Consider the following 19,078-nt stretch of genomic DNA (forward strand, 5'->3'; position numbering starts at 1 on the left):
CACCGGACGCCGGGCCTGGCTCGGCCCTACCGCTCGGGGTGCTCGTTCTCCGTCAGTTCGCCCACGTCTGTCCGGCGGTTGAAGGGGTGCCCGGAGAGCACCGCTCCGCGCCCCAGAGCGATACCGCCGATGGCCGCCGTCACCAGCTGCAACACGATCGCGATGACCGCCTTGATCGCCGCAGGCACGGAGGGATCGAGGAGCACGCTGCCCGCCACCACGAGCGTCACGCCCAGCCCCGCGGCCGTGGCCACCGAGGAGGCGCGGGTGTAAGGATCATCGAGACGGATCAAGCCCACCGCCGCAGCGAGGAAGACCACGCCACCGGTGACGACGAAGACCTGACCCAGGATGTCGAGAACCATCAGCGCCGGCCTCCCGTCAGAGCGCGGGCCAGGGAGACCGCCGCGAGGAAGGCCACCACCGTGGCCACCAGCACCAGGTCGAAGGTTCCCTGGCTGGCCATGCGGGTGCCGATGAGCGCCATCAGCGCGATCACCGAGAAGGTGAGCAGATCAGCGGCCACGGTGCGGTCGGCGGGGGTCGGGCCCGCGCCCACGCGGTAGGTGGCCAGCACGAAGGCCACCGCACAGCAGGCGATCGCGATGTCGAGACCGATCATCGTGCGCCTCCTCTCACGCTGAAAGCGGTCAGAACCCGGCGCTCCATGTCCCGCAGACTCGCCAGCGCCGTCTCGGCATCGTCGTCGTACATGCAGTGCACCAGCATGGCCTGGCCACTCGGCCCGGCGTCCTCGACCACGCCGAGCGTCAAGGTGCCCGGGGTCAGGGTGATGAACATCCCGAGCAGGGTGGTGTGAGCATCGTGCTCGGAGGTCAGCGGCAGGCGCACCACGCGCGGCGTCGCCGCCTGCCCCCGGGTGAACACATCCTTGACGACGGCGCCGGCGGAGAGCACCACCTGCCCGGTGAACCAGAGCGCGAACCACGCGACGCGGAAGGGAAGGGTCAGCACGCTCATGAACCCATCACCGCCTCCACGTAGGAACTGGTGTCGAGCAGTCCCTCTGCGGCCGTGGCCGACAGACCCAGCAGCAGTTCGCCGCCGAGTCCGAGGATGAGGCTGATCACGGCCAGGGCCATGGCGGGCAGCGCCAGCTTCACCGGCACCCGGGTCTTGCGCGCCTCGAGGACGGCCACTCGCTCGGCGCGCTCGGCTCCCTCGGCGCCGGAGAGCGCCTCATCGGGGCTGTCGAAGTGCTTGGGCGGGGCGAAGAAGACGGCATTGATGATCTTCAGCATCGACATCAAGGTGATCAGACTGACCGCGATCGCGACCACCGCCACCGCGATCTGGCCGGCCTCGAAGCTGGCCACCAGTAGGGTCAGCTTCGCGAGGAAGCCAGAGAAGGGCGGCAACCCGGCCAAGGAGAGCGCAGCCATGGTGAAGGCCACCGCGAGCAGCGGTTCTCGACGCACCAACCCGCGGAGCGCATCGAGCCTGCCCGTGCCGTAATGCTCCTCGACCGCCCCGGCGGAGAGGAACAGTGAGGCCTTCACAATCATGTTGTGCAGCAGGTAGAAGATGCCTGCGGTCAGACCGGCGCCGGTGAACAGGGCCACTCCCACCAGCACGTAGCCGATCTGGCTGACCATGTGGAAGGTGAGGATCGAGCGTGCGGTGCTCTCCCCCACCGCGCCGATCACGCCGATCGCCATCGTGGCGCTGAACAGCACCAGACCGATCCACAGATAGCTCTCGTCACCGTCGAAGGCCACGGAGTAGATCCGGTAGATCGCGTAGATCGCGACCTTGGTGTGCAGCCCGGAGAACAGCGCGGTGACCGCCGGCGAAGTCGAGGGGTAGACGCGGGCGAGCCAACCGTGCACCGGGACCACAGCGGCCTTCATGGACAGTGCCGCGATCACCAGCCCCACCCCGGCGGCCACGACCGAGTCCTCGCTGGCCATCCCGGCGAGCTCGGCGAGATTCACTGTGCCGGCCGCGCCGTAGACCAGGCCCACCCCGGCCAGCAGCACGGTGGAGACGAAGAGATTGAAGGTCACATACAGCCGTGAACCGGTGACTGCGCGCAGCGAGCCCTGGCCGCGCCGGGCCAGGACCAGCAAGCCGTAGGAGGGCAGCAGCATGACCTCAACGAAGACGAAGAGGTTGAAGAGGTCTCCGGTCATCAGCGCGCCGTTCACGCCGGCGGTCATCGCCAGCACCAGCGGGCCGTAGAGGCGCACGCGCCCGGTGCCGCTGGCCAAGGCGTACCAGGAGCACACCAGCGCCAGGATCGCGGCCACCGTGAGCACCAGCGCAGAGAACATGTCCACCACGAGCGGGATGGCGATGCCGGGGATCCAGCCACCGAGGCCGTGCGCGTAGACCTCGCCGTCCTGGGTGAGGAACACCAGGTACGCCGACGCGGCCAGGTTCAGGCCGAGCAGGACCATGGCGCTGCGCACCGGCCAGCGCGTGCCGTCCCGGCCGAAGGCGGTCAGGGCCGCTCCCATGAGCGGAACCGCGACCAGCATCGGAATCAGCATGCCGATCATGGCGCTCCCTCCCGCTCGTTGGGGTCGTGGTCGTCGTCATCGGCCACCAGCCCGTCCTTGCCGGCCCGTCCGGTCACGGACAGCACCACGAGGTAGATCGTGATGCCGAAGGCGATGACGATCGCGGTCAGCACGAAAGCCTGGGGCAGTGGGTCGGCGGTGACGGTGGGGTCGGTGGCCACGCCGAGCGGTTCCTCGCGGCGCAGGATGCCGCCAGAGGAGAAGAGCAGCAGGTTCACCGCGTGCGAGAGCAGGACGAAGCCGAGGATCACCCGCAGGAAGTCCCGCTGGAGAAGCAGGTACACGGCTCCGGCGGTGAGCACGCCGATCGTCAGGGCCAGGATCATCGCGCGCCCTCCTTGGTGGTCACCTGGGGGGCATTCTCCGCCGCGCCAGGGGCCGCGGTCGTCCCGGTTGCCGGCGGGTCATCCGGGGGCGCCTCGCCGGTGCGCATCTCACGGTTGCGCAGCTCTGGCTGCGGGGTGCCCAGTAGCACAAGCGCCGCGAGGATCACGCCGACGACGCCGAGATACACACCAACGTCGAAGATCAGCGCACTGGTGAGGTGAATGCCCAGGACATCGGCGTGCAGCGGACGCAGGAAGGAGCCGTCGAAGAGCCCGAGCAGGCCGGAGATCACACCGATGGCGATACCGGCCCCGGCGATCCGCAGGTAGGACAGATCCAGCCGCTGACCAGCGCGCAGATCCGAGGGCGCCGCCAGGTAGAGCAGGGCGAAGGCCGCCACGCCCACCAACGCGCCGATGAAGCCTCCACCAGGATCGTTGTGCCCGCGCAGCAGCACCCAGGCCGAGCCCACGAGCAGCAGGGGCACCAGCGCACGCTCGACCACCTTCAGGAAGACGGCGTTGCGGACCGAGTCCGTCAGCGGTGCCCCCTCCGCCGGGGCGCGCAGGCCCGAGCCTCCGGCTTCGGTGATCGCGCCGTCGACGGTGCCCACGGCCGGGCGGGCGGAGATCAGGGCGGCCATGGACACAGCAGCAATGACCAACACCACGACTTCGCCGAGGGTGTCCAGTGCGCGGTAGTCCACGAGGATCGTGTTCACCACGTTGCTGCCGCCGGTATCGGGGTAGACGTTCTCCAGGAAGTACTCCCCCGCGGCGGAGAGCTCCCGGTGCCCGGTGAACACCAGGGCGGCGAGTGTGGCGCTGACCCCAGCGGCCACGGCAGCCAGTGCGGCCCACGGGATGCGGCGGCCGGGAGTGGGCTGGAACTGCTGTCGCATCCGGCGGATCACCAGAACGATAATCACGACGGTGAGGATCTCCACCAGCAGCTGCGTCAGGGCCACGTCGGCCGCGCCGAGGGTGTAGAACCAGATGGCCACGGCGAAGCCCACGACGCCCACCGCGATGAGGGCGGTCAAGCGCACGCGGGAACGCACCACGAGCAGCACGCCGAAGGTGATGGCCACCAGCAGGCCCACATCGATGGGGTCCACCGGCCCGGTGTCCGGGATACCCCGCCAGAGCACTGCGGAGATCGCCCCGCCGGCACCGACGAGCACCGCGGGAATGGCCAGATGGCCGGCCGGCGCGTCGTAGCGCGTGAGCCCGCCCACGCGGGAACCGAAGGAGATGATCGAGTCGATGGTGCCCTGGACGGCGGCCACACCGGTGAAGGGCCAGAGCTTGCGCCCCACCAGCAACCGGTCGACGCGGGTGCGCCAGACCGTGATGGCGACACCGCCGGCGATGGCGAGGATCGAGAGCACGAGCGCCTCGTTGACGCCGTGCCACAGGTACAGGTGGTCGACGTCGTCGATCGGTACCTGCGCGGTCACCGCGGCGGCCGGGCGGATGAGATCGTCGATCAGCCAGACGGCGACGCCCAGGACGGTGCCGGCGATCGCGGAGATCGAGATGGCCACCGAGGCGCCGGAGAGATCGCGCCAGGGCTTCAATGCCTCCTTGGGCTTCCCGGGCAGGGTGGTGACCACCATGCGCGCCGAGTAGGCCACGGTCAGGACCGCGCCGAGCGTGGCGGCGATGACGGTGAACCACTCGATCGTGGTGCCCTCACCGGCCATCGAGTCGAGCACGAGTTCCTTGGAGATGAAGCCGAGCATCGGGATGATCCCGGCCATCGAGGCGGCGGCCAGCACGATCATCGAGGACTCCCACCGCGAGGCCCGCCAGAGGCCGTGCAGATCACGGATATCCCGGGAGCCGAATCGCTTCTCCACGTAGCCCACGTGCATGAAGGCCGCCGACTTGAACAGGGCGTGGGCGAGCACGTGCAACGTGGCCGCGAGCATCGCGCCGGGCGTTCCGACGCCGATCGTGGCCACCAGCAGTCCCAGCTGGGAGACGGTGGAGTAGGCGAGCAGTTCCTTGAGGTCAGTGCGCTGCAGGGCGAAGAGCGCACCGATGAAGGCCGTGAGCAGACCGACGCTGATCAACAGCGCCGACCATGCCGGGGAGTTCGAGGCTGCGTCGGCAAAGCGCATCAGGAGGTAGATGCCGGCCTTGACCATGGCGGCGGCGTGCAGGTAGGCGCTCACCGGGGCCGGGGCGACCATGGCGTCGGGCAGCCAGGCGTGGAAGGGGAACTGCGCCGACTTCGTCATCGCCGCCACCGCGATGAGCACGGCCACCGCGGCGGCGAAGGCACCGTTGGTGGTCCAGGCCTCGTGAGCGAGCACCTCGGAGAGCACGGTGGTGCCGGTGGTGGCCCACATCAGGCACACGGCGGCGAGCAGGGCCAGACCACCGGCGACGGTCACCAACAGCGTGCGGGTGGCGGGCGGCGGGGCCTTGGGCCCGGACCGCACGATCAGCAGATAGGAGCACAGCGTGGTGAACTCCCAGGCCACGAACATCACCACAATGTCGTCGGCCAGCACCAGCAGCAGCATCGCTGCGGCGAAGAAGGTCATCAACGTGTAAAAGGCCGATTCCCGTCCGCCCGCATAGAGGTAGTGCGAGGAGAAGATCATCACCACCGCACCAATGCCGGTGACGACCAGCGCGAAGAGGAAGGAGAGCCCATCCAGGCGTAGGGAGAGGTCCACGCCGAGCGTGGGGAGCCAGGCCAGTGACTCGGTGACGGCGTCAGCCCCGGGGTACTGGAAGGCGATGAGCGCGGTGAGGCCACCCATGGCAGCAGCCAGCGGCCATCCGGCGGCGCGGCCCATGCGGGCGCCGAGCACCGGCGCAATCGCCACGATGGCCAGCGCGAGCAGCAGGATGAGGGTCAGGCTCACCTAGGGGCTCTCCTGTCAGGACGGCAAAGGGTCAGGAAACGTGGAGGCCGGACATACCGCCGCCCCATTGCCGACCAGACTTCCCGGCACACCAAGAGGAGACTGTATCCGACCGCGCCCATACGCGCGGAATCGAGCCGGTGACCGGGACACCGGAGACAGCCCGACGGCGCAGCCATTCTGCGGCTAGCGGCACATCGCCGGGCCGCACGCCCTAAGGTAGGCGCCGTGATTCGAGTAGCAGCCATCGACTGCGGCACCAACTCCATCCGGCTCCTGATCGCCGACCTCCACGAGGGCCCGGGCGCGCCCATGCTGCGCGATGTGGAGCGACGGATGGAGGTGGTGCGCCTGGGCCAGGGCGTGGACCGCACCGGGCGATTCGCACCCGAGGCCCTGGAGCGCACCGGTGCCGCGCTGCGGGACTACGCCCGGCTCTGCGCCGAGCTCGGCGTGGAACGGATCCGCTTCGGCGCCACCTCCGCCACCCGCGATGCGCAGAATCGTGAGGACTTCATCTCCGACGTCGTCTCCGTGCTGGGGGTCGAGCCCGAGGTCATCACCGGGGACGAGGAGGCAGCGCTCAGCTTCGCCGGAGCGGTCTCCTCCCTGGCTCGGGCGCCCGAGCCACACCCCGGACCGGTGATGGTGGTCGACATCGGTGGCGGTTCCACAGAGTTCGTGGTCGGCGGCACCTCACCGGACGCCGCGGTGTCCGTGGACGTGGGCTCCGTGCGGCTCACCGAACGCTTGCTGAGCGCTGAGGTGCCCACCGGCGTGGAGCTCGACGCCGCACGCGCCGAGGTGCGTGCCCGCATCGACGAGGCCGCCGAGGTGGTGCCCCTGAGCCGCCCCCGCACCCTGGTGGGGGTGGCGGGGACCATCACCACGGTCACCGCTCACGCCCTCCGCCTGCCGACCTACCATCCCGAGGCGATCGACGGCGCTCAGCTCACCCCCGATCAGGTGCGTGCCTCCTGTGCGGACCTGCTCGCCGCCACCCGCGCGGAACGGGCTGCCATGGGCTTCATGCACCCCGGGCGGGTGGATGTGATCGGTGCCGGCGCGCTCATCTGGTCGGAGATCGTGGGCCGGGTGGACGCGGATGTGCGCGCCACCGGGGCCAGCCTGAGCTCCGTGGTGACCTCCGAGCACGACATCCTCGACGGCCTGGCACTGTCGCTGGCGTGAACTGGGTGCCTGCGCCGCGGTGGCCGCGGGCGCGCGATACTGGGCCCTACCCCTCGTAGCCCAATTGGCAGAGGCAGCCGACTTAAAATCGGCGCAGTGCGGGTTCGAGTCCCGCCGGGGGGACCATTGAGGCGCCAGGGACTGTCCCTCAACTGCCGCGCAGCCCTCAACTGCCGAAAGCCGTCATGAGGAGCACCAGCAGCACGAGGGCCACCAACGGCATCGGGAGCCAGACCGCGAGCGTGGCGAGCCGGTGGCGCCCGCGATAGCTCCAGCCCAGCAGCCATCCGCCGATGGCCAGTGCGAGCCCGACCACGACGAGCACGAGCGCGGGAAGACCGATGGCCTCGCCGATCCGCTCCGCCACCGGCACGTTGTCGATGCGGAACAGCGCGACGAAGAGTCCGCCGGCTACGAGCACCGGCGCGAGTGAGCCCCAGCCCCAGCGCCGCTCCACGCGCGCGGCTTCCCCACCTGCGGTAGCCCCCATGGCCTCTCCCTACTGCGCGTCTCGCCAGGCGAGGGCGTCCTGGACCTCGTCCAGGTCGTAGTCCGGGCCGGAGGTGCCGACGGTGAAGAGCGTGAAGCCCGCGTCGACGAAGCCCTGGGCGTGTTCCGCTCCCGGCCAGGAGGTCGACCGGGCGATCTCTCCGGGATCGCGGCCCACCTCGGCGCAGTGCCGGGCGAGCACCTCGGACTTATGCTGCAGCGTCTCCAGGTCACCGAAGGCATGCCAGGTGTGCGCGTGCCGGGCCACCAAGCGCAGCGTCTTGCGCTCTCCGCCACCGCCGATGAGCACCGGGATCTCGTGGGCCGGTGCCGGGTTCAGCGCATCGAGTCGCTTCTCGATGCGCGGCAGGTACTCCCCGAGCAGGCGCAGGCGAGATCCGGCAGTGCCGAACTCGTAGCCGTACTCCTCGTAGTCCCGCTCGAACCACCCGGCGCCGATGCCGAGGATGAGCCTTCCGCCGCTGATGTGGTCGACGGTGCGCGCCATATCGGCGAGCAGCTCGGGGTTCCGGTAGCCCCCGCCGCTGACCAGGGCGCCGAGCTCCACGCGCCCGGTCTGCTCCGCCCACGCGGCGAGCATCGTCCAGCACTCGAAGTGGTACCCCTCCGGCTTGCCGCTCAGCGGGAAGAAGTGATCCCAGTTGAAGCAGATGTCCACTCCGGCGTCTTCGGAACGCATCACCGCATCGCGGATGAGGCCGTACTCGCCGGCGTGCTGGGGCTGGAGCTGAACGCCAATCTTGACCTGGCTCACGGGATCCTCTCGCGGGACGGCTGAGGTCCCCAGGCTATCGCTGCGTGCCGTTCGCGCCCCAGGAACCGGCTTCGCGCAGGAGCTGCAGGGTCTCGTCCCCGAAGGGGTTGAGCCCTTCCCCCACCGCGAGGGTGTGACCGAGCAGGGCATGCAGGCACTTCACCCGTGAGGGCATCCCTCCGGCCGAGACGCTCTCGATCTCCGGGACGTCCAGGCCCATCGTCGACGCGAGCTCAGCGCGACGGCGCAGGTAGTCCTGGTGCGCTGCGGCGTATCGCTCGGCGAGTTCGGCATCCTCCGCCAGCCGGGCGTTCATGCCCTCCATGACCTTGGTGGCCTCCAGGGTGCTCACCGCCTTCACCAGCACCGGGTGAGTGAGGTAGTACGAGGTCGGGAAGGGTGTGCCGTCATCCAGTCGCGGTGCGGTGCGCACCACCAGGGGTGCGCCGTCGGCATCGCGGGCGGCCACGGCGACCAACCCGCGCGGCACGCGGCCGAGCTGCTCGCGCAGCACGTCGCGGTCTCGCTCGCTCACCGGGCTGTCGATGGCGAGTTCCGGTGCGGTCACGTCACTCCTCCTCGGCCGGGATCAGGCCGGACGGGTCGTCCTCGCCCGTGGCCGATGCTCCGGCGATCTCCATGGTTTCCCACGTGCGCAGGTACCAGGGTGTGGCCGCCGCGTGCTGGGCTTCCCGTTCGGCGGCCTCGCGCTCGGCCGCGGACTGCTCACCGGTGGCGACCTCGGGGTCGACCACCACGTAGGCGGTCTCCCCAGGCATCACGTAGCCGAGCCGGTCGCGCGCCTGGGCCTGCACGTACTCCGGGTCCTGCCACAGCTCCAGACGGCGTTCCAGCTCGGCCGTGCGCGCCTCCGCCTCTTCCACATTGGCGGTCACCGCGCGCAGTTGTTCCTGCTGGGCCACCGCGTACCGCAGCGTGGGCGCGATGATCGCGAAGGCGACGAGGCAGACCACGAACAGCGCCAGAGCCCGCAGGCTCACCGCCGGGCGTGGTTCCTCACCACTGGGCCCGAAGGCCACCGACCTCGAGAAGGCTGCGCGCATGCGCTGGCGGCGGCCACCACCGCCCGGCGAGCGCGGCGGCCCGGAGTTCTTCGGACGCCCGGCCCTCCCGGGGCGCGAACCCGCCGGCGAGCGGGCTGCGCCTGAGGGCGCACGACGGGCATTCATACCCACATCGTCACCCATCTCTGGCCCGGGGCCAGGCAGGTGCAAGCGCGTGTCACACACAGCTGTGCCCGGCGGGTCTCCCCGCCGGGCACAGCCTCAGGCCAGCGATCAGGCGCGCGGGAAAGCCGAGCGGCCCGCGTAGATCGCGGCCTCGTCCAGCTCTTCCTCGATGCGCAGCAGCTGGTTGTACTTGTTGATGCGTTCGCCGCGTGCCGGGGCGCCGGTCTTGATCTGGCCGGCGTTCACCGCCACCGCGAGGTCGGCGATGGTGGTGTCCTCGGTCTCACCGGAACGGTGGGAGACCATGGCAGTGAAGCCGTTGCGCTGCGCGAGCGCCACGGCGTCCAGGGTCTCGCTGAGCGAACCGATCTGATTGAGCTTGACCAGCAGGGAGTTCGCGGCCTTGGTCTCGATGCCCTTGGTCAGGCGCTCGGGGTTGGTGACGAAGAGGTCATCGCCCACGATCTGCGTGCGGGCCCCGACCGCTGCGGTCAGCTCGCTCCAGGAGTCCCACTCGTCCTCGGACAGCGGGTCCTCGATGGAGACCAGCGGGTAGTCCTCGACCAGCTTGCCGTAGTAGGCGATCAGCTCCGCCGGACCGATGGACTTGCCCTCGAACTGGTAGGCGCCCTCGGAGAAGAACTCCGTGGAGGCGACGTCGAGCGCCAGCGCGATGTCCTCGCCGGGCTTGTAACCGGCCTTCTCGATGGCCTCGAGAATGAGGTCCAGCGCGTCGCGGTTGGACGGCAGCGAGGGAGCGAAACCACCCTCATCGCCCAGGCCGGTGGCCAGGCCGCGGGCCTTGAGCACCGACTTCAGAGCGTGGTAGGTCTCGGTGCCCCAGCGCAGCGCCTCCTTGAAGGTGCTGGCGCCCACCGGAGCGATCATGAACTCCTGGATGTCCACGTCGGTGTCGGCGTGAGAGCCACCGTTGAGGATGTTCATCATCGGCACCGGCAGCACGTGGGCGTTGGGGCCACCTACGTACCGGAAGAGCGGCAGGTCGGCCGAGGCTGCAGCGCCCTTGGCGACGGCGAGGGACACACCCAGGATGGCGTTCGCGCCGAGCTTGGCCTTGTTGGGGGTGCCGTCCAGGTCGATGAGCGCCTGGTCAACCAGGCGCTGCTCGGATGCGTCGATGCCAAGCAACTCCGGGCCGATGGTGTCGATGACGGCGTCGATTGCCTCCGTCACGCCCTTGCCCAGGTAGCGTCCCTTGTCGCCGTCGCGACGCTCCACGGCCTCGAAGGCGCCGGTGGAGGCGCCGGAGGGGACGGCGGCGCGGGCGATCGTGCCGTCCTCGAGGAGGACTTCGACCTCGACGGTGGGGTTACCACGCGAGTCGAGGATTTCACGAGCGCCGACTGCCTCGATGCTGGCCACAGCGGTCTCCTTACGTCATGGCCGGCTGCTTCGGACGTGAGCCGACCGGGGTTCGGTATACGACTCAACCGTAGTACGTGGCGGACCGCCTCCTGGCCAGTCAGTCCTGGGTCAGCCAGGGGAAGTCGGTCGGGGCCGCCTCGCCTGTGGCGAGGTCGAAGGTGCCGTACCGCGGGTTGATCTCGATGTCGGCGCTCTCGTAGGCCTCGGTCAGTTCCGCCCCCACCGGGGTACCGGCCAGCGCCTGCTGCTGGAACACGAAACGCGCGAGGTCCAGAGTGGCTGCGGAGTACTCCTCAGGCGCGCCCTCGGGCTGGTTGGCAGCCACCTGGTCCAGTGCGGCCGAGAGCTCGGAGTCGGAGAACACCGCGCCGGCCTCGGTGGCGATGGGGCGCAGCAACTCGGCGGTGACGAGTAGGTGTGTGGTTTGTGACACCGACAGCGGTTCGCCGGTGGCCATCGCCCACTCACGGGCGGCCGCATCGACCTCGGCCGAGCTGATCCGGGTTCCCTCCACCATGGCCGCCGTGCCGGGAGGCGCAGCACACCCGGCGAGAACCGCGCCGGCAACCAGGGCAGTGGCGGCAAGGGCACGACGGGCGTGAGTCACGGAGGACCTCCGGGATCGGGGAGTGGCATGGCGGGCGCTGTGCAGCATCTTAGGGGTTCTCGCGAGCTCAGCTGGTGCCGGTCTGCGAACTGGCGGAGGCCTGCTGGCCGGCGGCGGCCTGGGCAGCCGCCGAGACCGAGGACGTGAAGATCGCCCCGATGAGACCCTCGGCCCAGTCCAGCAGGGCGGCGTCCGTCAGCGGCTTGCCCCCGAGCTTCGCCGTCAGCGGGTGCGGCACCAGGATGGTGCGGATCGCGGGCTTGAGCACGGTCTGCGGATAGAGCCGCTTCAGCCGCAGCTGGGCGGAGTCCGGAAGTTCCACCGGTGAGAAGCGCACGTACTTCCCTTGGGAGGTGATCTCCGCCAGGCCCGCCTCCCGCGCACGGTCACGCAGGTTCGCCACCGCGAAGAGCCGGTCGATCGGCTCCGGTATCGGGCCATAGCGGTCGGTGAGCTCCTCGCGCAGGCCGGCGCGGTCTGCCTCGGTGACCGCCGCGGAGATCTTCGCGTACGCCTCCAGACGCAGCCGTTCATGGGCGATGTAGTCGTGCGGGATGTGCGCGTCGATGGGGAGCTCCACCTTGACCTCGGGCCGCTCGGCGGCCGCATCCGTCTCACCGCGGAACTCGGCGACAGCCTCGGAGACCATCCGCACGTACAGGTCGAAACCCACCCCGGCGATGTGACCGGACTGCTCCCCGCCGAGAAGGTTGCCGGCTCCGCGGATCTCCAGGTCCTTCATCGCCACCTGGATCCCGGAACCGAGATCGGTGTGCGCGGCAATGGTCGCGAGCCGGTCGTGGGCGGTTTCGGTCAGCGGCTTCTCCGGGGGGTACAGGAAGTAGGCGTAAGCACGCTCACGACCGCGCCCCACGCGGCCGCGCAGCTGGTGGGCCTGGGAAAGGCCGAGCTGGTCGGCCCGCTCGACGATCAGGGTGTTGGCGTTGGAGATGTCGAGGCCGGTCTCCACGATCGTGGTGCAGACCAGGACGTCGAACTCCTTGTTCCAGAAGTCTTGGATGACCCGCTCGAGCTGGTGTTCGCCCATCCGGCCGTGGGCCACGCCCACTCGCGCCTCCGGCACCAGTTCCTGCAGGTGAGCGGCGGCCTTGGAGATCGACTGCACCCGGTTGTGCACATAGAAGACCTGGCCCTCACGCAGCAGCTCGCGGCGGATGGCAGCCGCCACCTGGCGCTCCTCGTACTGGCCCACGAAGGTCAGGACCGGATGGCGTTCCTCGGGTGGGGTGGCCAGGGTCGACATCTCCCGGATGCCGGTGATCGCCATCTCCAACGTGCGCGGGATCGGCGTGGCCGACATGGCCAGCACGTCGACGTCGGTCCGCATCTGCTTCAGGGTCTCCTTGTGCTCGACACCGAAGCGCTGCTCCTCATCCACGATCACCAAGCCGAGGTCCTTGAAGTGAACCTCTCCCGTAATGAGGCGGTGGGTGCCGATCACCACGTCCACGCTCCCGTCGCTCACGCCTTCGCGGACGGCCTTGGCCTGGGCGTTGCTCTGGAAGCGCGAGAGCGCCCGCACATTCACCGGGAAGCCGGCGTAGCGCTCGGAGAAGGTGTCGAGATGCTGCTGCACGAGCAGGGTGGTCGGTACCAGGACAGCCACCTGCTTGCCGTCCTGCACAGCCTTGAAGGCCGCACGGACCGCAATCTCGGTCTTTCCGTAGCCCACGTCGCCGGAGATCAGGCGATCCATGGGATGCGCCTTCTCCATATCTGCCTTGACCTCGTCGATCGTGATCTGCTGATCCGGGGTCTCCTGGTGCGGGAAGGCATCTTCGAGCTCACGCTGCCAGGGCGTGTCCGGGCCGAAGGGGTGCCCCTTGGCGGACATGCGCGCGGCGTAGAGCCGGATGAGCTCCCCGGCGATCTGGCGGACGGCCTTGCGCGCACTGGCCTTGGTCTTGGCCCAGTCGGAACCACCCATCTTCGACAGCGTGGGTGATTCGCCCCCGGTGTACTTGGTGACCTGGTCCAAGGAGTCGGTGGGCACGAAGAGCCGGTCGCCCGGCTGGTTGCGCTTGGAGGAGGCGTACTCGATGACCAGGTACTCGCGACTGGTTGCACTGCTGCCCGAGCCCACCGTGCGCTTGACCAGCTCGACGAAGCGACCCACGCCGTGCTGTTCGTGCACCACGTGATCGCCAGGCTTGAGGGCCAACGGGTCGACCACGTTACGCCGCTTGGACGGCATGCGGCGCATGTCGCGCGTCGAGGTCCCGGCCCGGCCGGTGATGTCGGCTGCGGTCACCAGCGCGAGCTGTAGTCCCTCGGCCACGAAGGACCGCCCCGCCACCGCCGTGGTCACCGTGACCACTCCGGGTTCGGGTTCGGCGTCGACCGCATCCAGGAGCCGGGCCGGCACATCGGCCTCGGCGAGCTGTTCGGCCATCCGCCGCGCCTGACCGGGGCCGTCGGTGGTCAGCACGATCCGCCAGCCCGCGCGGGCGTGCTCAGCCAGATCGCGCACCGCCTTCTCCACGTCGCCGCCGTAGCGTTCGACGTCGCGCGCCCGCACCGTCAGCGCCGTCTCCTCCGGCTCGGTGAGTTCGGCGTCCACGGCCAGCGCAGTGAAGGACCACCAGCCCATGTCCCGGGCGAGCGCGAGCGCGCGCGCCTCGGGCAGGGCCGCGAAGGAAGCGGCGGACAGGTCCAAGGGCACCGAGCCGCCCTCACCGGCCGAGGCCCAGGCCGCGGAGAGAAACTCCTCGGTGGTCGAGGCCAGATCGGCGGCGCGGCGCCGGATGCGCTCGGGGTCGGAGAGGATCAGCAGGGAGTGCTCGGGCACCAGATCCAGCACCGGCTGCATACCCTCGGCCAGCACCGGCGCCAGGGACTCCATACCCTCGACCGCGATGCCCTCGGCGAGCTTCTCGAGCATGTCACGAGCAGCCGGCAGGTCATCAGCGAGCAGGCGAGCCCGTGAGCGCACCGCAGAGCTCAGCAGCAGCTCTCGGCAGGGCGGGGCCCAGAGGTGCTCGACCGTGTCCAGCGATCGCTGGTCGGCCACCGCGAAGGAGCGGATCTCCTCGATCTCATCACCGAAGAACTCCAGACGCAGTGGATGGTCCTCCACCGGCGGAAAGACATCGAGAATGCCACCGCGGACAGCGAACTCGCCGCGCCGGGTGACCATGTCCACCCGCGTGTAGGCCGCGGCGGAGAGTCGCTCGACCAACAGCTCCATCGGCACCTGTTCACCCGCGCGAGCTGCCACCGGCTCCAGCTCCCCCAGGCCGGTCACGATGGGCTGCAGCAGGGCGCGCACCGGCATCACCAGGATGCGGATGGGTGCGCCGGGACTGCCCGCCTCACCGGGGTGGGTGAGCCGGCGCAGCACCGCCAGGCGCCGCGCCACCGTGTCCGACCGTGGCGAGAGCCGCTCGTGCGGCAGCGTCTCCCAGGCGGGGAAGGAGGCGACCGAGTCCTGCTGTTCTGCAGGCAGCACGTCGCGCAGCGCGGTGACGGCGTCGTCGGTCTCCCGGCCGGTGGCGGTGACCACCACCAGCGGGCGGCGCTGCGCCAGGGCTGCGGCCACCAGTGGCCGGACACCGCTGGGCGCCCCGAGAGAGACCTCCGCCGGGAGGGGCGAACCCGGCTCACCGGTGAGACGCAGGGCGTCGGTGACCGCCGGCTCGCGGTGCAGGAGCGGGAGCAGTCCGGTGAGCTTCATGAGTCCTCAGTCTCGGCGATCACGAGGTGTGCAGGTGCAGCTGCGCCTTCTCCAGGCCCTCGAGCACCACGTCCTCGACGGCGTCTGCTGCTTCCTCCACCGTCACAGCGAGACCAGGCCGTTCGACCGCAGCGAAGTCACTGAGCACGAAGTCGGCCGGGTCCTGGCGGCCCGGCGGGCGCCCGATACCCACCCGGAGACGAACGTAGTCCTTGCTGCCCAGCGCCTGGGTGATCGAACGCAGGCCATTGTGGCCGCCTTCGCCGCCACCGCGCTTGAGGCGCAGGGTCTCCGGGGGGAGGTCGAGTTCGTCATGCACGACGAGAACCTGCTCAGACGGGATGTCGAAGAACGCGCTCAGCGCTTTGACCGGCCCGCCGGAGACATTCATGAAGGTCTCCGGCTTGGCCAGCACCACCCGTGGTCCCGGCACCCCGTCGGCCAGGGTGCCCAGGCGCGCGGGCAGGATCTGAGCTCCCGGCCCGCCGGCCTTGTGCCGGGCGAAGTTCCCCTCCACGCGGGAGGCGACCACATCGAGGACCATCTGGCCCACGTTGTGCCGTGTTCCCGCGTACCGCGGGCCGGGGTTGCCCAGGCCGACGATCAGCCAGGGCGAACTCACTCCTCCGTGGACTCCTCGCCGCCCTCAGCGGCTTCGGTCTCCTCGGCGTCCTCGGCGTCTTCGTCCTCTTCCTCGGCACGCGGGGTGGAGACGACGATGACGGCGGTTTCCGGGTCGGTCTCGAACTCGGCACCCTTCGGGGCGGTGAGGTCGGAGACACGCAGCACGGCGCCATCCTCGAGTCCTTCGATGGAGACGTTGATGTAGTCCGGGATGGAGACAGCCGAGACGTTGAGGAGCAGGGTCTGCGACTCCACCTGGTGGATGGTCCCGGGAGCGGACTCGCCCTCCACGTGCACCGGGATCTCGACCGAGACCCGCTCACCCTTGCGGATGATGAGCAGGTCGAGGTGCTCGATGGTCCGCTTGACCGGGTCGCGCTGGATGTCCTTCACCAGCGCGGTCTGCTGGTCGCCCTCGATGTCCAGGGTGATCACGGCGTTGGCGTGGTCCTTGACGATCAGGAAGGTCTGGTGACTCGGCAGCGCGAGGTGGCGGGGCTGTTCACCGTGGCCGTACAGCACGGCGGGGATCAGGCCGGCGCGGCGGGTGCGGCGCGCGGCGCCCTTGCCGAACTCGGTGCGGACGTTCGCGGTCAAGGTGGTCTGGTCAGCCACGTCTGGTCTCCTCGGATCGTGATGCTCTCTGGGCGGTGGCCTCAGCGCGGGGCGGCGTACGGGCACACGATCGGGCGCAGGGTCTGCAGACCACCGCGTCGATCACGGATCCGTGAGAGCCATGAGTTTCTGGCCCGTCCGGCGTCCCTCGCCGAGGCAACCGGACCATGCTACCGCTGCAGGCCCGCCCCGGGGAACTCGCAACCGGTGAGTCAGGCCACGCAGCACCCCGCGGCGGCCCGCTATGCGGCTGGTGCTCTAGACGCCCTCGAACAGGGAGGTGACCGAGCCGTCGTCGAAGACCTCGCGGATCGCGCGAGCCAGCAACGGGGCGATTGGGAGCACGGTGAGCTGGGGGAAGCTCTTCTCCGGGGCGATCGGCAGGGTGTCAGTGACGATCACCTCGCGCGCACCGGACTCCGAGAGCCGCTTGGCGGCTGGATCGGAGAGCACACCGTGCGTGGCAGCGACGATGACGTCGGAGGCTCCGGCGGCCAGGCAGACCTTGACCGCCTCGGTGATGGTGCCACCGGTGTCGATGAGGTCATCGACCAGGATCGCGGTGCGCCCCTCGACGTCTCCGACCACCCGGTTGGCCACGGCCTGGTTGGGGCGGGTGATGTCCCGGGTCTTGTGCACGAAGGCCAGCGGCACCCCGCCGAGACGCTCCGCCCATTGCTCGGCCACCCGGATGCGCCCGGCATCCGGGGAGACCACGGCGGCCGAAGCCAGGTCGACGCGTGTGCGCACGTAGTCCGTGAGGATGGGCATGGCCCACAGGTGGTCCACGGGCCCATCGAAGAAACCCTGGGTCTGCGCGGCGTGCAGGTCGATGCTCAGCAGGCGGTCCGCACCGGCGGTCTTGAGCAGATCGGCCACCAGACGGGCCGAGATCGGCTCGCGGCCCCGGTGCTTCTTGTCCTGGCGCGCATAGGGGAAGAAGGGCGCCACCACGGTGATGCGCTTGGCAGACCCGCGCTTGAGCGCATCGATCATCAGCAGCTGTTCCATCAGCCAGTGATTGAGCGGTGAGGTGTGCGACTGCAGCACGAAGACGTCGGTGCCGCGCACCGATTCGGCGAAGCGCACATAGATCTCGCCGTTGGCGAAGTCGTAGGCGGTGGTGGGCAGTAGTTCGGTGCCGAGCTCGGTGGCTACGTCGGCGGCAAGCTGCGGGTGGGCGCGGCCACTGGCCAGAACCAGTCGCTTCTCGCCCTGGGTGATGATGCCTGTCATCGCTCGTGTGCTCCTCGGTCGACATCGTCGGTGGTGGTGCTGTCACTCTGCGGCGACAGGGCGTGGGAGGCGGCCTCGGCCGCCGGCGTTCCGGGTCGTTTGCGCTGGACCCAGCCCGGGATGTTTCGCTGCCCGGACTCGGGAACGGCGAGCGCTCCGGGCGGGACGTCCTGGCGGATCACGGTGCCGGCACCGGTGTAGGCACCGTCGCCGACGGTCACCGGTGCGACGAACATGTTGTCCGAGCCGGTCCGGGCGTGGCGGCCCACCCGAGTGCGGCGCTTGGTCACGCCGTCGTAGTTGACGAAGACCGAGGCCGCACCGATGTTGGTGCCCTCACCGATCTCGGCGTCGCCCACGTAGGACAGATGGGGCACCTTCGCGCCGTCGCCGATCGTGGCGTTCTTGGTCTCCACGAAGGTGCCGATCTTCCCGCCCACCCCCAGTGCGGTGCCGGGGCGGAGGTAGGCGAAGGGCCCCACCACGGCATCGGCGCCGATGACCGCCCCGGTGCCGTGCGTGCGGATGATTTCGGCCCGCTCCCCCACCTCGCAGTCGGTCAAGGTGGAGTCCGGCCCGATGGAGGCTCCGGCGCCCACCGTGGTGGTTCCGTGCAACTGCGTGCCCGGCGCCAGCGTGACGTCCTCGGCGAGCTCGACCGTGACGTCGATCCAGGTGCTCGCGGGATCAACCACGGTCACGCCCGCACGCATCCAGCCTTCCAGGGTGCGCCGGTTGAGCTCCGCGCCGAGCGCGGCCAGCTGGACCCGGTCGTTCACACCTTCGACCGCCCAGGGATCCTCGACCTGCAGGGCACGCACGCTTAGGCCCTCGGCGTGGGCCAGGGCGATCACATCGGTGAGGTAGACCTCGCCCTGCGCGTTCTCGCGGCCGACCTGGCGCAGAGCCCAGCGGAGCACGGCGGCGTCGAAGACATAGGTGGAGGTGTTGATCTCCGTGATGGCACGCTGCTCGGCGCTGGCATCGCGTTCTTCCACGATGCCGGTGACCTGCCCGCCTGAGCGCAGCACGCGACCGTAGCCCGTGGCGTCTTCCAGCGTGGCGGTCAGCAGGGTGATGGCATTGCCCTCCGCGGCGTGGGCTGCGGCGAGTTCGCTCAGGATTCCGGCATCGAGCAGGGGAACGTCCCCCGCCATGACCAGCACCGGACCCTCCAGCGGCTCGGGAGCATCGAGCGCCTCCAGCGCACACTGGACGGCGCGGCCGGTGCCCGGGATCTCGTCCTGGTCAACGAGCTCGGCCGCTCGGTCGATTTCCGTGACATGCGCCGCGACCAGGTCGCGCTGATGGCGGACCACCACCGCCAGCCGGCCCGGGCCGGTGGCGCTCGCCGCGGTCAGTGCGTGGCCGAGCAGCGTGCGTCCGCCCAGGGGGTGGAGCATCTTCGGTGTTGCCGAGCGCATCCGCGTTCCGGCACCGGCCGCCAGCACGACGGCAGCGGCGAGGGAGGCGGGGGGCTGAGTGGGCACGGGGCAACTGTAGTTCGCCGGGCGCCTCTG

The 19,078-nt window shown here is 69.8% G+C and carries 18 protein-coding genes and 1 tRNA gene; 2 read left to right on the forward strand and 17 right to left on the reverse strand.

The window, feature by feature from the left end; translation table 11 throughout:
- Positions 1-26: 26 nt before the first annotated feature.
- The 6 genes from EDD31_RS02835 to EDD31_RS02860 are packed head-to-tail and all read right to left on the reverse strand — an operon-like array spanning position 27 to position 5,751.
- Positions 27-365: a cation:proton antiporter gene (locus EDD31_RS02835; RefSeq protein ID WP_211336038.1), complete on the reverse strand. Its 339-nt coding sequence runs from the start codon at positions 363-365 to the stop codon at positions 27-29.
- Positions 365-622, reverse strand: coding sequence for an MrpF/PhaF family protein (locus EDD31_RS02840; protein WP_123302820.1), 258 nt, complete (start codon positions 620-622; stop codon positions 365-367). The genes EDD31_RS02835 and EDD31_RS02840 overlap by 1 nt, the downstream gene beginning before the upstream one ends.
- Positions 619-981, reverse strand: a complete 363-nt coding sequence (locus EDD31_RS02845) for a Na+/H+ antiporter subunit E (protein WP_123302821.1) — start codon at positions 979-981, stop codon at positions 619-621. Before EDD31_RS02845 ends, EDD31_RS02840 begins: the two co-directional genes overlap by 4 nt.
- Complete coding sequence (locus EDD31_RS02850; protein ID WP_123302822.1) at positions 978-2,522, reverse strand: monovalent cation/H+ antiporter subunit D family protein; 1,545 nt, start codon at positions 2,520-2,522, stop codon at positions 978-980. Before EDD31_RS02850 ends, EDD31_RS02845 begins: the two co-directional genes overlap by 4 nt.
- The gene (locus EDD31_RS02855) at positions 2,519-2,869 is read right to left on the reverse strand and encodes a sodium:proton antiporter (RefSeq protein WP_123302823.1); all 351 of its coding nucleotides are present in this window, start codon (positions 2,867-2,869) and stop codon (positions 2,519-2,521) included. Before EDD31_RS02855 ends, EDD31_RS02850 begins: the two co-directional genes overlap by 4 nt.
- Positions 2,866-5,751, reverse strand: coding sequence for a DUF4040 family protein (locus EDD31_RS02860; RefSeq protein WP_123302824.1), 2,886 nt, complete (start codon positions 5,749-5,751; stop codon positions 2,866-2,868). The genes EDD31_RS02855 and EDD31_RS02860 overlap by 4 nt, the downstream gene beginning before the upstream one ends.
- 228 nt (positions 5,752-5,979) lie before the next feature.
- Between EDD31_RS02860 and EDD31_RS02865 the strand changes: the two genes are divergently transcribed.
- The gene (locus EDD31_RS02865; protein ID WP_123302825.1) at positions 5,980-6,942 is read left to right on the forward strand and encodes a Ppx/GppA phosphatase family protein; all 963 of its coding nucleotides are present in this window, start codon (positions 5,980-5,982) and stop codon (positions 6,940-6,942) included.
- Positions 6,943-6,991: 49 nt separating this feature from the next.
- Positions 6,992-7,068, forward strand: a tRNA-Leu gene (locus tag EDD31_RS02870).
- A 40-nt stretch (positions 7,069-7,108) separates the two neighbouring features.
- Here the strand turns inward: EDD31_RS02870 and EDD31_RS02875 are convergent.
- From EDD31_RS02875 to glmU, 11 genes are all read right to left on the reverse strand, one after another.
- A complete protein-coding gene (locus EDD31_RS02875) occupies positions 7,109-7,432 on the reverse strand; it encodes a hypothetical protein (RefSeq protein WP_123302826.1) in 324 nt (107 codons plus the stop codon).
- A 9-nt stretch (positions 7,433-7,441) separates the two neighbouring features.
- Positions 7,442-8,206, reverse strand: coding sequence for an LLM class F420-dependent oxidoreductase (locus EDD31_RS02880; protein ID WP_245990803.1), 765 nt, complete (start codon positions 8,204-8,206; stop codon positions 7,442-7,444).
- A 34-nt stretch (positions 8,207-8,240) separates the two neighbouring features.
- Positions 8,241-8,774, reverse strand: coding sequence for a DUF501 domain-containing protein (locus EDD31_RS02885; protein ID WP_123302828.1), 534 nt, complete (start codon positions 8,772-8,774; stop codon positions 8,241-8,243).
- Between the two features lies 1 nt (position 8,775).
- Positions 8,776-9,396: an FtsB family cell division protein gene (locus EDD31_RS02890; RefSeq protein WP_170163165.1), complete on the reverse strand. Its 621-nt coding sequence runs from the start codon at positions 9,394-9,396 to the stop codon at positions 8,776-8,778.
- A gap of 108 nt (positions 9,397-9,504) precedes the next feature.
- Positions 9,505-10,779 carry a phosphopyruvate hydratase gene (eno, locus tag EDD31_RS02895; protein ID WP_123302830.1) on the reverse strand — a complete coding sequence of 425 codons (1,275 nt, stop codon included), beginning with the start codon at positions 10,777-10,779 and terminating at the stop codon, positions 9,505-9,507.
- A gap of 100 nt (positions 10,780-10,879) precedes the next feature.
- Positions 10,880-11,389, reverse strand: a complete 510-nt coding sequence (locus EDD31_RS02900) for a hypothetical protein (RefSeq protein ID WP_123302831.1) — start codon at positions 11,387-11,389, stop codon at positions 10,880-10,882.
- A gap of 67 nt (positions 11,390-11,456) precedes the next feature.
- Positions 11,457-15,083, reverse strand: coding sequence for a transcription-repair coupling factor (gene mfd, locus EDD31_RS02905; protein WP_123302832.1), 3,627 nt, complete (start codon positions 15,081-15,083; stop codon positions 11,457-11,459).
- Between the two features lie 19 nt (positions 15,084-15,102).
- A complete protein-coding gene (gene pth / locus EDD31_RS02910; RefSeq protein WP_123302833.1) occupies positions 15,103-15,705 on the reverse strand; it encodes an aminoacyl-tRNA hydrolase in 603 nt (200 codons plus the stop codon).
- Entirely contained in the window at positions 15,702-16,322 is a 621-nt protein-coding gene (locus EDD31_RS02915; RefSeq protein ID WP_123302834.1) for a 50S ribosomal protein L25/general stress protein Ctc, read from the reverse strand. The genes pth and EDD31_RS02915 overlap by 4 nt, the downstream gene beginning before the upstream one ends.
- Before the next feature lie 258 nt (positions 16,323-16,580).
- Entirely contained in the window at positions 16,581-17,558 is a 978-nt protein-coding gene (locus EDD31_RS02920; RefSeq protein ID WP_123302835.1) for a ribose-phosphate diphosphokinase, read from the reverse strand.
- Positions 17,555-19,048 (reverse strand): bifunctional UDP-N-acetylglucosamine diphosphorylase/glucosamine-1-phosphate N-acetyltransferase GlmU, encoded by a 1,494-nt coding sequence (gene glmU / locus EDD31_RS02925; protein WP_281270415.1) that lies wholly within the window; start codon positions 19,046-19,048, stop codon positions 17,555-17,557. Before glmU ends, EDD31_RS02920 begins: the two co-directional genes overlap by 4 nt.
- Between the last annotated feature and the right edge of the window lie 30 nt (positions 19,049-19,078).

The organism is Bogoriella caseilytica (assembly GCF_003752405.1).
GTDB classification, from domain to species: domain Bacteria; phylum Actinomycetota; class Actinomycetes; order Actinomycetales; family Actinomycetaceae; genus Allobogoriella; species Allobogoriella caseilytica.

Coding starts and splice junctions, on each gene's coding strand:
- EDD31_RS02835 (WP_211336038.1), bottom strand. CDS start 365: ATGGTTCTCGACATCCTGGGTCAGGTCTTCGTCGTCACCGGTGGCGTG.
- EDD31_RS02890 (WP_170163165.1), bottom strand. CDS start 9,396: ATGAATGCCCGTCGTGCGCCCTCAGGCGCAGCCCGCTCGCCGGCGGGT.
- mfd (WP_123302832.1), bottom strand. CDS start 15,083: ATGAAGCTCACCGGACTGCTCCCGCTCCTGCACCGCGAGCCGGCGGTC.
- EDD31_RS02875 (WP_123302826.1), bottom strand. CDS start 7,432: ATGGGGGCTACCGCAGGTGGGGAAGCCGCGCGCGTGGAGCGGCGCTGG.
- EDD31_RS02850 (WP_123302822.1), bottom strand. CDS start 2,522: ATGATCGGCATGCTGATTCCGATGCTGGTCGCGGTTCCGCTCATGGGA.
- EDD31_RS02840 (WP_123302820.1), bottom strand. CDS start 622: ATGATCGGTCTCGACATCGCGATCGCCTGCTGTGCGGTGGCCTTCGTG.
- EDD31_RS02855 (WP_123302823.1), bottom strand. CDS start 2,869: ATGATCCTGGCCCTGACGATCGGCGTGCTCACCGCCGGAGCCGTGTAC.
- EDD31_RS02920 (WP_123302835.1), bottom strand. CDS start 17,558: ATGACAGGCATCATCACCCAGGGCGAGAAGCGACTGGTTCTGGCCAGT.
- EDD31_RS02845 (WP_123302821.1), bottom strand. CDS start 981: ATGAGCGTGCTGACCCTTCCCTTCCGCGTCGCGTGGTTCGCGCTCTGG.